Origin of the sequence: Shewanella psychrophila (assembly GCF_002005305.1) — a bacterium.
In the GTDB taxonomy this organism is placed as follows: Bacteria; Pseudomonadota; Gammaproteobacteria; order Enterobacterales; family Shewanellaceae; genus Shewanella; species Shewanella psychrophila.
The window spans coordinates 3,919,286-3,935,325 of sequence record NZ_CP014782.1 but is presented as its reverse complement, the minus strand read 5'-3'; the positions used below and the strand labels follow the sequence as shown (position 1 = coordinate 3,935,325).

Sequence of the window (16,040 nt, the reverse complement as noted above, 5' to 3'; positions counted from 1 at the left end):
GTTAAACTTTTAGGTGGTGGCATCTAGCCACTGCCTGATTGTCCTTCGGAACATTCATATCAGTACATTCTCATTCGTCCCATTATCACCAGAGCTAAGCCCTAAAGCCCCACTCAAACTACATTCTCGATACAAATTGATTAAATTGACTGTTGAATATTTTATACGATGGTGTAATGTTGGTTAGGCACTCACTGCTGTTAGTACTTAAGTTTTATTGTGTTCAAACTTAAGTTTTAATGTTACATATTTAACAATGGCTGAGTTTATTGTCTAATTATTTTATCAGTTGGAATTATTTAGTACCTATTATTTATTGGTATAAGAGCGAAGCGCTAAATCTTCCTTAAGCTGACCTAGTTGTGAAAGTATTAGTATTAATGAGGATGTATTATGAATAATTCAAAAAAAGTAGTGTTAAAGAACGATCAAAATAATCACCTGAATGACCAGATAGAAGGCTTTGGTGAGTTTTCAATGGTGAGTGCCATTAAGAAAGAATACCAAGCTTATAATATCGAAGCTAACATGAGTGACGATGTGACCTGGAACTATGTGCGCGGTTATAACTAACCTTCATCTTTTAGGCATTAGTTCCGTTTAACATTAGTTTTAAGAGCTAGGAAACTAGGAGCTAGATGCCGATTGATATCCCTTGGTTCTGACTCTGACAGGCGGGGATATTTCTTTATTAGAGAAGTCCTTGTACAACGCCGTATGCTTACCAAAGTCACTGTTGAGGCCGCATTGAATGCTGAACTCGATCATCACTTAGGCTATCAAAAAAACGAGAAGGTCGCGGCTGGTAATAACCGCAATGGCCACTCCTACAAACAAATAAAGACCGAAGATGGATGCTTCGAGTTAGACACTCCCCGTGACCGAAATGGTAGCTTTGAGCCTGAGATGGTTAAAAAGAACCAAAGCTGCTTCACCTCGATGGATGACATAATTTTACATCTTTATGCGAAAGGAATGACGACACGAGATATTGTCGATACCTTTGATGAGATGTATGGCGCAGAGATATCACCAACGCGAATTTCTCGCGTCACTAACTCAGTCCTCGAGCGTGTCGTCGAATGGCAATCTCGTCCGCTAGAACCTGTGTATCCTATCGTTTACCTTGACTGTATTTTGGTTAAAATCAGGGAGAACAGTAAGGTCATCAACAAAGCTATTTTCCTCGCACTTGGTGTTAGCCTCGAAGGCCATAAAGAGTTGCTTGGCATGTGGATAGCTGAGAACAAGGGCGCTAAGTTTTGGTTAAATGTGCTGACAGAACTTCAAAATCGTGAGCTCAAAGAAATCCTCATCGCCTGTATTGACGGTCTAAAAGGTTTTCCAGATGCCATAAATACCGTGTTCCCAAACACTCAAATTCAGCTTTGCATCGTCTATAATGGTTCGAAACTCGATGAAGTTTGTGCCGTACAAAGATAACAAGGCGGTGACAACTGATTTAAAGAGGATTTACCAAAGAGGAAGTGTTGCTTAATTTAGAACGTTTTGGAGAGCAATAGGACGCTAAATATCCCAGTATCCTGGCACAGGCACTGGGCTAATCTTAATACGCAATTTAATTCCCCTCAAGACATCCGGAAAGCCATCTATACAACCAATGCTATCGAGTCATTAAACAGTGTGATCAGGAAAGCAATCAAGAATCGTAAGCTCTTTCCAAATGATGACTGGTAAGCCCAAGTTTTCTAGACACTTTCTAGCTTCTCATAATACCGCCTCTCGAATTTCATCGGAGACAGTCCGTTATTACTACCATGATGCCGCACTGAATTATAGAAATATTCGATATAGTTAAATATTTCAGAACGTGCTTCATCTCTGGTGTTGTAGACTTTTCGCTTTACCCTGTCTTTCTTCAGCAGCGAGAAGAAACTCTCAGCTACAGCATTATCATGACAATTTCCTCTTCGACTCATACTGGCTTCAAGATTGTGATCTTTAAGAAAACTACGCCAATCTGAGCAGGAATATTGCACACCTTGATCGGAATGTATGAGCACCTTTTCTGTTGGTGTTCGCCTCCATACAGCCATCAGTAGTGCATCAATAACTAGGTCAGTCCTAGCTGTGATTTTTATTGTCCAACCGAAAAGTTGTCGTGAGAACAGGTCGATCACAACAGTGAGATAAAGCCAGCCTTCATGAGTGTGAATATAAGTAAAATCGGTCACCCAAACCTTGTTGGGTTCAGCGACGTCAAAGCCTCTATTTAACGTGCTAGCTGCTGTATGGCTAACATCACTCCACCAAAGTTTGGGTTGCGCTTATAGCCTCACACAGCCTTAATTTCAGCCTTTCTCATACGATTCTTACCAACAGTCTCACCATTGTCTTTAAGGTCCAAGTGATATTTCGGTAGCCATATACACAGCCGCTTTCCAGCCAAAACTGTTTAATCTTACCCAGCAACCGCTGATCTTCAGTAACTCTACGACTCTGAGGTTCTTTCAGCCAGGCATAGAAACCACTTCGGTGGACATCAAGTGTTCGCATAAGGTTTTCACTGGATACTGCTTGAGCCTAGACTTTATGAACGTGTACTTTTCTTTGACTCGCTTGCAAAGTACACGTCTGTAGACTCAATCGGTCAATGCAACATATATTCTAATATATTGTTTTGCGTAGTTCTGCCTTAAGTTTAGGTATTTCGTCTTGCTGATTATCAATAGTAATGTGTTGCTTTTCTGGCTTATCAAATTTGTTAATCCAGTTGTGCAGACTTTTGGGAGTGATGCCTAATCTTTCTGCCACACGGCGATTTGATGACCACTCTCAGTGACCTGCTTAACAGCTTCGGTTTTAAACTCTTCAGGATATCGTTTTCCGCGCATGTAACACCTCATGTTTTTTGGTTTATTATAACTCTATGAAGTGTTTACTGTTCTAGGGACTTATCACTATGCTTCAATGTTTTTATTATTAAGTTGATACTCATCCCATACTTTTGGACAGTTATTTAAAGGTTCAGTTTTGCGGTATGTTTGATTTTTAGGGTAGGTTGTCACTATTTCATCCTCACCTATCATTCCATTTGCTACTTGTATTAGCACTACAGAAAACAACATGAAGATCTAATTATGGCAACAAAAGAAAAAGTTATTTTATTATACTTGTCCTTGTTCATCTCAAATTCTGCAATAGGTTCGTCTATTTTTTTAAAAAACAGCTTAGAATTCTCCAATGAGAATAAGAAGCAGGAAATGACGGCTTCATATTCCATTAATGGGGGGCAATGGAATGATATTGAGGGTTTAGTTATGAGTAATCCTAACTCTCTCTCAGATCTTATTACTTACACAAGAGGCGATCGTATTAGCTTTAAGATCATGACTCCCGAACAACGCTTCATGACAGAAAGCATGTTGATACCAAACGTTAAGGGAGAGCAACCTCGATTGATGGAAATTACGGGAGCAACGCAGCCTGAAGCTATTCACATTCAAATTGATAATGTGTTTGGGCGAATGGTTTATAAAAGGGCTTTCGAAACCGACTCAGGTCGACAATATCGTGTCACTACCTGCGGCGGTGCTGCAGTAGTTATTGCTTGTGCTGTTGGCAATTATGGTGAGTTGGTTATACAGTTCGCCGGAATAGCCACAGTCCCCGTATTTTCGGGATCATCTTATATTGATGAAACCTATTTCGATCAACTAGAAAAAGGAAAGCAAGTCGAGCTACTCGATACTAAAGGCCATTACTTTAGTGGCTTATTTTATCACGAAGTCAAAGTATGGGACCGAAAAAAAGGCGAGATCTTTGACCTTAAAGCGGGAGGCATAGGCTTTGGTTTTGGTCAAGCCGTCTCTATCAAGTTTACCCGTTGGTAACTTCTTTCTTGCTTCTATTATTTATGAGTAACCTAATGAAAAAATTATCTTTGTCAGCCTTCACACTCTTTTTATCTATTTTTGTATTTTCATCAGTCGCTATCGCTGAACGTTCGCCACTACCTCCGCTTCACGAAGAAGTGATTGGCGCTTGGAAACTTGTTAAAATCAATGATATTCTCCCATATCATCAGGCATATCTTTATATTACGGCAGAAAATATGTTTGCCCGAACGGGTTGTAATCACCTGTTCTCAACCATTACTTGGTTTGACCAAGACTTTTGGGAAATTGATCCTGTCAGTACCACCAGAATGGACTGTGCTGGAACACGTGAGTTACAAGAACTGTTGATTTTAAATACTCTAAAAAGTGGTGCTAACATTTCATACCAAGACGATGAAAAGCAATTGATAATCCAAGAGAGTGAAAATGTGCTAACTTACAATAAAATCAGCGAAAGCAACTAAATACTCAATAATAGGGGGAGGAGAGTAGAGGGCCTTGTTTTCTAAATCCACTGAACCTTTAAAGCTTGTGTGATCAGCCCTCCCAATGTGGTAATCCAAAAATTGGGAGAGCTAAGGAGAAAATCCCCCTTAGGTCTCAATACAACAAAGAGTTGGTTAATCGATATTCGTTGAACTTTTGGGATAGATTAAGTATGAGTTCAATACATCTACAGACCACCCCCTCCATAAATGCATTAATTATGATTGTTAACATACTAATGTTTTTGAATGAAATTAGTATAGACCTGTTTTATTTATTTTACCCCCTTGAAATTAAACTTATTATAAAATATATTCCGCTTTCATCTTAAGGAGAGCGTAATGAATAAATTAATACCAATATCAATGTTGTTTTTTTCCACGTCAGCAATCTGTAATACGATAACTATCTTACCTAATGTAAAAAGTGGATTACCAACGTTTATACAAGAACCAAATTTGTATCAAGCACCTGATTTTGACCATTTTAACTTTACTTATGGTTATTTATCTGAACAAGCTGAAGCCTTTGCAGAATTACCAATTGCTCTAGGAAGTATTGAAAGAGTTTGTATAAAAACAACGTTTAGTGAAGTCAGTTATAAGGAAGGTTCCGCACAGTCTGGTGTACTTGTTTATACTTATTCTACCAATTCAGAAGGGGAAAAGGCATATAATACGACCATTGGGGATAGAGTAGCATTAGATGAGATGTCAGAGCATTGCTTCGATGAGTCTTCTTGGGTTTATCGTAATTGGTTAGCTGATAAAAACATGACATTTACACCTTACAGCTCATCATTTGCTATTATTGAAGATGTCCGTGTTGTGATTCAAGGGGAGTTAGTCTTGTCCCAAGAGCCGGCGGTGTTTGTGACTCAATACTTAGATTTCATCAGTAAGGTGGGCTTTGATCAGTCAGCAAATTTTTATCACACTGACTCTATTCGAGAGCTGAAAGCGCTGTTCGAACAAGGGCTTGATAAAAATAGTCAAAATGTCATTTTTATAAAAAATATTGCGTTTGGTACTGATGTAACCATTGAAGAAATTGCGATGATGACTGACGAAGAATTTATGAACACATTTCTTCGTATTATGGAAAAGGTTCAGGGTTCGAATACGATCAATTCTTCCTATTTGAAAGTACTTAACGATTTTGAGTATCAAGATATAAAGTACATTGTTGTCGAGACACGAGAGGACCTACAGGGCCACAGTGTTAAGCAACACGAAGTGATTTTGCTCAAAAAAGAAGGCGAATATTGGAAGTTATATATGGTTGAAAACCTTAAAGGATTTTTTATTTGATAGCCATTGCTAGATCTATGATGATGAAAGCCATGACTTCATCTATATAGCGACAATTACCTTGACCGGTTGTATAGTCTCATTTGGCCTTGTTTCCTAAATCGAATGAACCTTTTGCTGTTCGTGTGATCTGATCACCCAAGGTCGTTATGGGTAAACAGCAAGATGGGTAAATCTAAGCGTAAAATGACCAATTGGTCTCAGTAGAACAAGGCATTGATTAATCGAGGGTCCTTGACATTTGGATTGATGAGCACGCCATTAGCTCTTGGTGTTGCTCTGAACATCACGGTCGCCGTGGTCGCGGGTAATTTACTCTGATGTTGCTATTGAAACTGCATTGGTTGTTAAAGGTGTATTCAACTTATCACTGAGAGCACTAGAAGGTTTCACTACCTCGATTTTCCAGCTTATGGATGTGCCACTAACTTCACCAAGCTATAGCTGCATTAGTAAACGTTCCAAGAGCGTAAATATCAAATATCGCTCACCGAGTGATGGCTCAGTGGCGCATGTCGTGATTGATTCAACGGGCCTCAAAGTTTACGGCGAGGGAGAATGGAAGACTCGAAAGCATGGTAAAGAAAAGCGTCGTACTTGGCGTAAGTAGCACCTTGCAGTAGATGCTAATACGCATGAAGTCGTGGCAGCAGAAATCTCTCTGGTTAACGTTGCCGATAATGAAGTGTTACCCGCATTACTCAAACCGTTAAGAAGACAGATTAAATAAGTTTCTGCTGATGGCACATACGATACCAAGGCGTGTCACAAACTCATTCAGCGTGAAGGTTGAAAACCAACTATCCCACCAAGAAGCAGTGCTGGATTTTAGGAGGATAGGCATCCTCGGAATGAGGCAATGAGAGCCCTGAAGAATAATGAATTAGCGCAATGGAAGAAGGAAAATGACTATCACTTACGGTCACTATCTGAAACAGCGCTGTACCGATATAAGCAACTAATTAGTCCGAAATTTAGCCTACGAAATTATAATGCTCAAGTAGGTGAAGCGCTGGTAGGTGTAAAGGCTATGAACAAAGTCATAGGACTAGGAATGGCAGTGAGGAAACAGGCTGCATATTACGCTCGGGGGATTTAATACCGATCAAAATTGCAAAGTAAGGTGTCCGGTTGGATTTGACCACAATATCTGTAGGATCAACTCATTGCACGTAACCTTCCAAATTCTTGCATGGGAGTTGATTGTAAAATCAGCACAGTACTTTAATAATGTGCTGATCTTGTGATATATACATCTACTTATCAAGGATCAAGAATCCCATCATGTCTGTCGGGAGAGTATCAACTTTGTATTGATGCAATCAAAGAATATCCTTCAAAATCAAAGTAACCATGTACAAGAATTAGATAAATACCTGCTTTTGGGGCTGTAATAAAACATGATTCTTCACTCGATGAGCCGCGAGAGCTGCAATCAGCTTTGATTGATGTGGGTTTTTCGTCGTAGCTTACATAAAGATCGGCATCGTTATAACTACTTCCCGACAAACGATTAAGGTTAATATCTAGTTTGCTCACCCCTTCCGGCACTGTAATAGAAAAATAGAAATCTTCATTTTTTTTACCATCAATTTCATTCTCAGGAACATCTGATTCCAATACTTTCACTGATGCAGAAATAGGGCATATAGCATTCACTCCAACTTGGTAAAATGCATCTATAACTGCACGTTGATCAAGACTTAAGTCTTTCGCTGCTCGTTTAACACCACAAGCTGCATAGTCAAATGTTGAATTTTCATTCCAATAGATCTGATTAGCTAGTGTAAATACTTGGAATGCATTTACTATCGACCACTGATGCTGATTTACAAGCAAATAAAATGCTTTATTAAATATACCACTGCTTAGATGAACATTCATTCCATCAGTATAAGAATCTACGTGTTCAATAGAATGTCCATCCTTTGTAGGATTATCGAAATATCGTAAGGCACCTTCACCTTTAAATATGTCAGAGCCTACGGCCCAGTCTACTTTATTTTTCATGAAATATTCTGCTGCTTCACCTGCAATATCAGAGAAAGCTTCATTAATTCCACCTGATTGATTTACATATTCAAGGTTTGAGTTTGTCTCAGTAAAGCCATGACTTATTTCATGAGCACTAACATTAATATCTACCAATGGGTAAAATTCATTTTCCCCATCGCCAAATGTCATAGCTTTTCCATCCCAAAATGCATTTTCGAACTCTTGACCAAAGTGAACCCGCATGATTAGTTTAAATGGCAGTGGTGCAGTGTTTGCCCATTGTTTATACATTTTATAAACAACACCACCAAAGTAATGCGCATCATTCATTGCCGAGTAAGCACCATTTATATAACGGTTATTATTAGTATTAAAAGTATCGCTACATTGATAATTAAAAACACGGCCATTGTTCTTTAAAGACCAACTATGTTCCATGTCAACAGTACGAACATTATCATTTTCCAATCGACATAGCTCACCCTCTTTAAATACTTTTAATGTAGGGTAATCAACACCGTAAGTATACACCCCTGTCTTTTTGTTACCTCCGATACCGTGTGCGTTGACGGTTGAAGTTGTTTTAATATTATTAATTGCATCCCATTCTCGTAAAAGTTCTCCCGAACTAGCATCATAAATAATAAATGGGCGATGTATTTCAGGAGTGATAGTTAAGTAATTGATTTTATAAATGTAACCAGCATTACCCCCATCGACTTCAATTAACAGTTTAACATTTAATGATTGAATTTCTGACGGAGTTAGTTCCTTTGATGCTATGACATTAGATTTGATGTTTTCAATTGTTAATATATCATTTTTATTAGGTAGGTCACCATCAAGTTGATTAACAATGTTGCCTGATATCTCATTATAATTGTGACTGTTATCAGTCACGGAAACAGTAACTATGGAGTTTTTTATATATACATCATTATATTTTTGAATGTATTTCATTTTAATTGATTTGTCTGGAAGTATCTTAGTGGTAACTAACTCTAAATAACTGTGTGCTTCTAAAGGCAATGATGATTCAAGTAATTCTAACTTACCAGAATTATTCTGATAATATTCAAGGTTTACTATATTTGCAGCTTGGATTTCTGCTGATAGTAGAATGGCACAGAAGTATATTAACACTTTAAATTTATTATGTAGGTTCATCACCTAACTCTCTATTGTTGTGGTTATTTAAATGTCAGAGTACAGTGAATAAAAGCTTTTAGTATCTGCCCATTCAGGCAGTTATAATAAAAATTTATATTTTATCTGTTCTATAAAAGTACACTCAAAATGAACCGAATAGTGAATGGAGCTTTATGTTATCAGCTAGCTCAGTTCATGGCTGTATAGGTGTCGTTCACATTGACACGGAAATATAGTATGTCGATTTACATTCAAATAACAGATATGAAATGAGAGAAGTAAAAACAAGCCGAATTCAGATACTTGCAGGCCAGGGAAGTTGATGAGTTATATTTCTTTCCTGTATTAAACCAGACAGGGTACCTGTCTGTAAGGGTAGTTTTTTTATAAGCATAATTTGTGTTAAATACTGGCTTTAATATGTAACCTAAACGTTTCGATTGTAACTCGGTGTCAGATTATAATTACAAGGTAAGGTTTAAATAAATGAGACAATACATTAACTTAGCTGTATTTTTTATGTTTACATTATTTTCTGCTAATTCGTTAGCTACCTCAGTGTTTTTTAGTAATAGAACAGATCAACCAATAAAAATAATGTTCAGTTATGAATCTAATCGAATCATTAATGAAGGGAATCAATTTAATACTCACTCCTATGATGTACAGCCATATAGCAGGATCTTAATTGCTGAATTTAATCGTTACTATGGTCTAAAGACCGGAGGGATTTATAACTATTATTTTGAAATTTCTCGTCAGAATGAATCTGGAGAGTGGACAGTTGATCAGGATGAACCCAAACCGCATCTACAAATTGTAGGGAATCCAACAGGGTCATCAATTGAATATGGTTTCAAAAATCAAACCATGATTAATAATTACCAGGCATATGTTATTCACGATTATGGTATAGACGGTGATCATAATCAGTATGGAGTGAAAGCATTGTATACCTCAAATTTTTATGACGTTGAATTTGTAATTGCTGATCATTATGTCAATGATTCGGAAGTAAAAAATACTACTCTGAGTATAGCAAGTTATAATTTATGGATGATACCTGCTGTCTCATCAGATATTGAAGCACGTGTAAGTCATCTTCCCCATAATCTTTCAGGCTATGATGTACTAGCGTTACAAGAGGCTTTTTCTGGATCTAGAGAAAATTTATTTGATGAGCTAGAAATGGAATATTTTCATTCCAGTGGTGTGATTCATGGTGATAATATTAATTTGTATGACGGGGGAATAGTGACATTGAGTCATTATCCAATTTTGGAAAGCGATTCAGTAGTATTTGAATCTTGTTCAGGTACCGATTGTTATGCTGATAAGGGAGTTGTTTATACTAAAATTAATAAAAACGGTGAAATATACCATGTTTTTAATACCCATCTAGCTTCATTTTCTACTAATTCAGCAAAAAGGTTACGACGAATTCAGCTTATCCTAATGCGTGCTTTTATGTTGACAAAAAATATACCAGACGATGAAGCTGTAATTTATATAGGGGATTTTAACATTGATAAAAATGGCTCTCCATTGGAATACCAGATGATGCTAAGAGTGCTTGAAGTCGATGAACCTTATTATTTAGGATATATAGGTGCCACTTTTGAACCCGGTATAAATCAATATGCTGGCCAAAGATTTTCAGGAGGGGCAACATCTGAATATCTGGATTATGTTTTTGTTAGTGCAAGACATCGAAAATTAATTCGAAATACAAATACAGTATCGCTGGTACAATATGTTGACAATGAAATATGGGGTAAATGGCACTTATCAGATCATTTTAGTGTTAGTGGATTGCTTGACTTTTAATTGTATAGTAAGTCTTTATATCGCTAGACTGGAGCACATCCTCAATACAAGAGTTGGGGGGGCAAAAATAGAAGATATTGGTAAATATACCCGTTACTTCATAGAGTCGTCACAGCATGAATAACCCTGAATTTAAATGGAAACACTTTGCTGCTGAAGTGATCCTTTGGTTCGTTGGTATGGATCCACCCCAATGAGTTATGCCAGCCTCTGTGACATGCTATCTGAGCGGGAAATATCCATGCATCGCACTACACTCTATCGATGGTTCATCGAGCATAGCCCTACACTACGTAAGAAGCTTCGTCGGTATCAGTTCATCTGCAAAGACTCATCCTGGCAACTTAATGAAACCTACGTCAAAGTGAAAGGCCAATGGTTTTACCTGTACCGCGCTATTAATAAGCGAGGGGAAACGTTGGATTTTTATTTTAAAAAAAACGAAATAGACATTCAGCCTATCTTTTTCTTAAACGTTGCATGAAGCCGTACACGCTTAACAAACAACCTAACACCAATTGGTATAATCATCTGGTTAGATTTATCCATGGACGATTGCACAGATTTTTTACCGTATCGGTGTCACTAATAAAGCTATTCAATGCTTGTGAGCATTGCTCGACAATATCCTCATCATTAGCAAAACAGCGATTGACTAAGTGGCGTTGCCTCATCCAGCCCCAAATTTGTTCAATCGGGTTGAGTTCTGGTGAGTAGGGAGGGAGTTTGATCATCGTCAGATTATCAAACTCATTATCTAGCTCCTTACTATACCAGCCTGCACCGTCATGATCACTACGGCATGACGATCTGCAGGGGTCGCTTGAGGTGTTGGTGCATTATCCCTTTATCCACCCACGGAGTGATAAGTGCCTCCGTATTACCATTAGCCGGACATACAGTACCGAAAACATAGGCATATACAAACTGTTGCTGCCGAACAACTCTTGGACAACTTCCTTTTTTTGCCCACAAACTTGTCGTTGTATTTTGTTACCTATCCTAGCTTCATCCTGAAACCAGACATCTACTTGAGATAAAGCGATATGGCCAGAGATGTGAAGGATCGTTTCCAGGCGGAATTTTTCAATGCTTCTTGTGCTGCTAACGATTGTTTTGGGTGCTTTGAGATGAAAAGCCATGCCTTTTTAATACTCTATAGATGCTTGATAGCTCATAACGAATGCCAAAATTCTTAAAAAGATATTCATTAATGTCATGAGCTGGTAACCTCCCGCCTGTTTCTGAGAGACTACGAGCTTCAATAAATACCTAAAGTTGCCTACATTGAGCAGCACTCAAGGCGGGAGGTCGACCAGGCGATGTTTTGTGCTCAAGCCCAACCAAGCCTCGTTCCAAGAAATCACTCACCCACTTAGCTATACTGGTACGGCTTACCTTTAAGTATATTGCTTATCTCAGAGCGATTATGACCTTCACTGAAGTGAGCTAAGGCTAAAAGACGGATCCGCTTTTGTGCATTGCTCTCCCGGCGTGCCAGACATCGAAAATCAGTCGTTTTAAGCTTTTCCATATGCAGCTATCTCTAAAATTAACTAGCCAAATTAGATCACGTCTTTATACCGATTGGTATAACATTGAATCGTGCCTTTTGAAGTCATGGCTGTGCGCTGTCGCCATTAGAGGCTTATGGCTCTTTTAAAATCGATATTGTGGACTGTAAAAAAGCGGGATGGTCAATCGGTGGACACTAGATGTGACAAAGGGTTAGCCTTTGTTGTAATTGGAGGCGGCGGGGCTCGAGCCCGCGTCCAAAAAGCCTACATCCCAGTACAAAAAAACCAGCCTAGGCTGGTTTTTTTCGTTGAAGCCTTGCTGATGGCTAAGTTAGCGGTTAGTCACAGAAGTGCTTAACGGCTTTGCTTACCAGCTCGATACCTGTTTTATCACAGGGCGGCAATTCTGCATCGCTTTCATTGATAGGTGTGACTCTGTCACCCCATTTGATTAGCGCGGCTGCCGAGGTAAGTCCAGCACCGAAGGCACAAGAGAGAATCGTCTGGCCAGGCTTGATCTTGCCTTGTTCTAAAGCATCACAGATAGCGATAGGTATGGTTGCCGCAGAGGTATTACCATAGTTAGCTATGTTTACAATGGCTTTCTCTTTCGGGATCTTCATGCGGTTGATGAGGGTATCGATAATACGCTCGTTGGCCTGATGAGGAATAACCCAGTCGATATCATCTTTAGATATCTCACACTTCTCAAGCACCTTAGTACTTAACTTACCCATGCCTGCGATGGCACGTTTGAAGATTTCTTGGCCATTAAATTCAATGTAGAAGTCCAATGAGGAGGCTTCGAATCTGTCCATAGCCGTACCAAATTGTGACTTGAGTATGTCGCGTCCGGCTGGATCGTTGCTCAGCTCGTAGCCTAAAACACCGATTTCTTCATCAGTAGCCTCTAACACAACAGCTCCTGCGCCATCACCGAAAAGTACGGCGGTATCACGACGTGACCAATCTAAATAGAATGATAAGCGCTCAGCACCGATAACCAGTACTTTCTTACATTGGCCGCTCTTGATTTGAGAACTACCTAAACCTACACCGTACAAGAAGCCACTACATGCGGCATTGATATCAAAAGCTGCACATGTCGCGCCAACATTGGCTTGAACAGTGGAGGCAATATTTGGTATCAAGGTATCTGGGCTGGCGGTAGCAAGAATGATCATATCAAGCTCGCTGCCCTCTATACCGGCAGCGGCAAGTGCACGTTGCGCAGCAACTGAAGCCAGTTCAGAGGTGTTTACATGACTGATATGACGTTGGCTAATGCCGGTACGTGATTTGATCCACTCATCTGAAGTCTCGATGAAAGTGGATAGGTCGTGGTTTGTTAATGTGGCTGGTGGAACGCATTTTCCCCAACCAGTGATCGTGGCGTACTGCATGTGCTTTCTCTCAAATAAAAAGGCAGAACCTGAGCTCTGCCTCATCAAACATAATTAACAAGCTTAGTGTATCTTAAGCTTACCAATTGTGACTCATTCCACTTGTTGGGCAACTAGATCGCGTATTGCTTCAGCCGCATGCAGAATGTGCTCGCGTAAAAGCTCGATAGCCTTGTCTGTATCTTTGTTTCTACAGTAGGTAAGCAGATCACGGTGGTCTTGTGCTGCACGGGGAATACCCCCAGCAAGCAAGAGCTGTAAACGGATGTAACGGTCACAATTAGTATTGAGTCCGTGAACCACTTCTAGCGTGTGTGGACGATCGGCAGCCTGATACAGGCAAGTATGGAATTGGGTGTTGAGTTCGCTCCAACTTGCTACAGCATCTTCTTCTTTGAATGCTGATTCGAGTTCATCGAGTACTTTTTCAGCTTGAAGCAGGTGCTCATCTCGCAAATTGGGAATAGCTTTAGCCAGAAGATCGGTTTCAATCAGGGCTCTAAGCTCGAATAACTCTGTGACTTGGTCAACAGAAAGCTCTGTGGCCGTTGCACCTTTATGAGCCTCGAATTTGACTAAACCTTCGGCTTCAAGTTGCAATAGGGCTTCACGAACTGGGATGCGACTAACATTTAATTCATCGGCTAGCGCACTTTGACGAAGGGGTTCACCGGCAGCGATATCACCAGAAAGAATTTTTTCCCTAAGCACCTCAACAACGACTTGCGTTCGTGTTTTATGGATAATTGGTGTAGATCGGCTCATAGTTCCCGTTTTTATCTGTTCGTTATTCTATTTTATCCGTCTAAGATTACCGCTAAAGCAGGTTAAAATAAAGGGAAACTGTGTTTCCCTTTATTTATTTCCACATTTCAAGCAGGATTAAAAGCTGATTATTTTAGAAGAACTGCTTTTTAGCTCATCGGGAAGCAATGATGCTGGCATATTCTGATAACAAATTGGACGCTCGAAGCGCTTCATGGCCTGACTGCCTACAGAAGTTGTGCGGCTATCTGTGCTCGCAGGGTATGGCCCACCGTGATTCATCGAATGACAGACCTCGACGCCCGTTGGCATCTGATTAAAGATGATACGACCTACGTTAAACGCTACTGCTTCTATCAGCTGCTGATTTTCCGCTAGCTCAGCTTCATGGCCGTGAATGGTTGCCGTGAGTTGACCTTCCAATTCTGTGGCAATGTTGAGCATTTGTGCTTCATCATCACATTCAACAATCACTGCACAGGGACCAAAGACCTCCTGCTGTAGTTCAGGTGTTGTCAGGTAATCATCTGCATTGACTCGTACAGCAGTTGGCTTGGTTAAATGACTTGCTTGTGCCGATTGACCTTGTGCAACTAACTCTACACTGGTGTCTTTAAGCAAAGCCTCAACTTGGGCTTGATAGGTCGCGGCAATGCCTGGAGTCAGCATGGCTGACGCTGGTAGTGCTGCTATGTTTTCTGCCATGGTGGCGATATATCGGTTGAGTGCTGAACCTTTTACCGCCACAACGACACCTGGGCTAGTACAAAACTGACCATGGCCCATCATCATTGACTGAACCTGAGTCTGTGCCATCTGCTCAGCGTTTGCAGACAACATGCTATTAAGCAAAAATTGTGGATTAGTTGAGCCTAACTCGCCATAAAAAGGGATCGGCTCGCCGCGCGCGGCGCACAGATCTGCCAAAATACGCCCCACCCTGAGTGAACCGGTAAAGCCCACGGCTTTAATGGCACTGTGGGTCACTAAGTCTGTGGAGACTTGCGGCGCGGCGCCTTGCACTAAGCTAAATACGCCAGCTGGCATATCACAGGCAATAATGGCTTTTTCTATGGCGCGGGTGACGAGTTCACTGGTGGCAGGGTGAGCAGGGTGGCCTTTAACGATCACCGGACAACCTGCAGCTAACGCCGATGCCGTATCACCACCTGCGGTTGAAAATGCCAGTGGAAAGTTTGATGCACCAAAAACGGCAACAGGACCTATGGGCAGCACGCTTAGGCGAGTGTCGGCTTTTGGCAGTGGGGCACGGTCAGGATTGGCTAAATCGACAAACTTTGGCTCCAGTGGCTCACGCAATGTGCCTGCGAATAACCTTAGTTGATTACAGGTTCTGCCTGTTTCGCCTTGAACCCGTGCCATAGGCAAACCAGATTCACGGTTAGCGGCATAGGTGATTGCCTCTATGCCAGCTTCTAGCTCATTTGCGATGGCATCGAGAAAGTCGGCCCTTTGAGCGGGTGTTTTGGCTCTGTATTGGACAAATGCCGATTTGGCCGATTTAGCCGCATTATCGATATCGCGTTGACTCGCACTGGCAAATTGCCAGTCTAGCTTGGCATTTTCGACGGGATCTAAGCTATTAAATGCATTCGCTTCACCAGTCCATGCGCCGTTGATAAAATGTTGGCCAGTAATTTTTGCAGTAACTGAGTCTGTCATATTGTTCCCTATTAGGTTTGCTCCTTAGATATGTATCCAGAAACA

General features: G+C 40.4%; 9 protein-coding genes and 5 pseudogenes. 8 read left to right on the top strand and 6 right to left on the bottom strand.

Going from position 1 to position 16,040, the window contains the following annotated elements:
- Positions 1–393 precede the first annotated feature (393 nt).
- Together sps_RS16855 and sps_RS16850 are read left to right on the top strand one after the other, a co-directional pair.
- On the top strand, positions 394–573 hold the full coding sequence (locus sps_RS16855; RefSeq protein ID WP_077753570.1) for a hypothetical protein: 180 nt from the start codon (positions 394–396) through the stop codon (positions 571–573).
- Between the two features lie 144 nt (positions 574–717).
- Positions 718–1,692: pseudogene (locus sps_RS16850) on the top strand (IS256 family transposase); the annotation flags it as partial.
- Positions 1,693–1,709: 17 nt separating this feature from the next.
- Here the strand turns inward: sps_RS16850 and sps_RS16845 are convergent.
- Positions 1,710–2,855: pseudogene (locus sps_RS16845) on the bottom strand (IS3 family transposase).
- Between the two features lie 246 nt (positions 2,856–3,101).
- Between sps_RS16845 and sps_RS16840 the strand changes: the two are divergent.
- From sps_RS16840 to sps_RS16825, 4 genes and pseudogenes are all read left to right on the top strand, one after another.
- Positions 3,102–3,854 carry a hypothetical protein gene (locus tag sps_RS16840; RefSeq protein ID WP_179948381.1) on the top strand — a complete coding sequence of 251 codons (753 nt, stop codon included), beginning with the start codon at positions 3,102–3,104 and terminating at the stop codon, positions 3,852–3,854.
- Positions 3,855–3,889: 35 nt separating this feature from the next.
- Positions 3,890–4,324 carry an META domain-containing protein gene (locus tag sps_RS16835; protein ID WP_169915796.1) on the top strand — a complete coding sequence of 145 codons (435 nt, stop codon included), beginning with the start codon at positions 3,890–3,892 and terminating at the stop codon, positions 4,322–4,324.
- 363 nt (positions 4,325–4,687) lie between these two features.
- On the top strand, positions 4,688–5,656 hold the full coding sequence (locus sps_RS16830) for a hypothetical protein (protein ID WP_077753568.1): 969 nt from the start codon (positions 4,688–4,690) through the stop codon (positions 5,654–5,656).
- Positions 5,657–5,872: 216 nt separating this feature from the next.
- Positions 5,873–6,755, top strand: a pseudogene (locus sps_RS16825) (IS5 family transposase).
- Positions 6,756–6,958: 203 nt separating this feature from the next.
- On the opposite strand, the gene sps_RS16820 reads toward sps_RS16825, so the two are convergent.
- Positions 6,959–8,818, bottom strand: coding sequence for a M4 family metallopeptidase (locus sps_RS16820; RefSeq protein ID WP_077753567.1), 1,860 nt, complete (start codon positions 8,816–8,818; stop codon positions 6,959–6,961).
- Positions 8,819–9,286: 468 nt separating this feature from the next.
- Between sps_RS16820 and sps_RS16815 the strand changes: the two genes are divergently transcribed.
- Complete coding sequence (locus sps_RS16815) at positions 9,287–10,627, top strand: sphingomyelin phosphodiesterase (RefSeq protein WP_077753566.1); 1,341 nt, start codon at positions 9,287–9,289, stop codon at positions 10,625–10,627.
- Positions 10,628–10,743: 116 nt separating this feature from the next.
- Positions 10,744–11,143: pseudogene (locus tag sps_RS16810) on the top strand (IS6 family transposase); the annotation flags it as partial.
- An 11-nt stretch (positions 11,144–11,154) separates the two neighbouring features.
- Here sps_RS16810 and sps_RS16805 read toward each other — a convergent pair.
- The 4 genes and pseudogenes from sps_RS16805 to sps_RS16785 all read right to left on the bottom strand — a co-directional run bounded on the left by sps_RS16805 (position 11,155) and on the right by sps_RS16785 (position 15,995).
- A pseudogene (locus sps_RS16805) lies at positions 11,155–12,161 on the bottom strand (IS630 family transposase).
- A 321-nt stretch (positions 12,162–12,482) separates the two neighbouring features.
- A complete protein-coding gene (locus sps_RS16795; protein ID WP_077755735.1) occupies positions 12,483–13,547 on the bottom strand; it encodes a ketoacyl-ACP synthase III in 1,065 nt (354 codons plus the stop codon).
- A gap of 93 nt (positions 13,548–13,640) precedes the next feature.
- On the bottom strand, positions 13,641–14,312 hold the full coding sequence (locus tag sps_RS16790; protein WP_077753564.1) for a GntR family transcriptional regulator: 672 nt from the start codon (positions 14,310–14,312) through the stop codon (positions 13,641–13,643).
- A 117-nt stretch (positions 14,313–14,429) separates the two neighbouring features.
- A complete protein-coding gene (locus sps_RS16785; protein WP_077753563.1) occupies positions 14,430–15,995 on the bottom strand; it encodes an aldehyde dehydrogenase (NADP(+)) in 1,566 nt (521 codons plus the stop codon).
- Positions 15,996–16,040 lie beyond the last annotated feature (45 nt).

What these genes read in the sequence shown, in the direction of transcription:
- sps_RS16830 (WP_077753568.1), top strand. Translation starts at nt 4,688, where the DNA reads ATGAATAAATTAATACCAATATCAATGTTGTTTTTTTCCACGTCAGCA.
- sps_RS16795 (WP_077755735.1), bottom strand. Translation starts at nt 13,547, where the DNA reads ATGCAGTACGCCACGATCACTGGTTGGGGAAAATGCGTTCCACCAGCC.
- sps_RS16790 (WP_077753564.1), bottom strand. Translation starts at nt 14,312, where the DNA reads ATGAGCCGATCTACACCAATTATCCATAAAACACGAACGCAAGTCGTT.
- sps_RS16785 (WP_077753563.1), bottom strand. Translation starts at nt 15,995, where the DNA reads ATGACAGACTCAGTTACTGCAAAAATTACTGGCCAACATTTTATCAAC.
- sps_RS16855 (WP_077753570.1), top strand. Translation starts at nt 394, where the DNA reads ATGAATAATTCAAAAAAAGTAGTGTTAAAGAACGATCAAAATAATCAC.
- sps_RS16840 (WP_179948381.1), top strand. Translation starts at nt 3,102, where the DNA reads ATGGCAACAAAAGAAAAAGTTATTTTATTATACTTGTCCTTGTTCATC.
- sps_RS16820 (WP_077753567.1), bottom strand. Translation starts at nt 8,818, where the DNA reads ATGAACCTACATAATAAATTTAAAGTGTTAATATACTTCTGTGCCATT.
- sps_RS16835 (WP_169915796.1), top strand. Translation starts at nt 3,890, where the DNA reads ATGAAAAAATTATCTTTGTCAGCCTTCACACTCTTTTTATCTATTTTT.
- sps_RS16815 (WP_077753566.1), top strand. Translation starts at nt 9,287, where the DNA reads ATGAGACAATACATTAACTTAGCTGTATTTTTTATGTTTACATTATTT.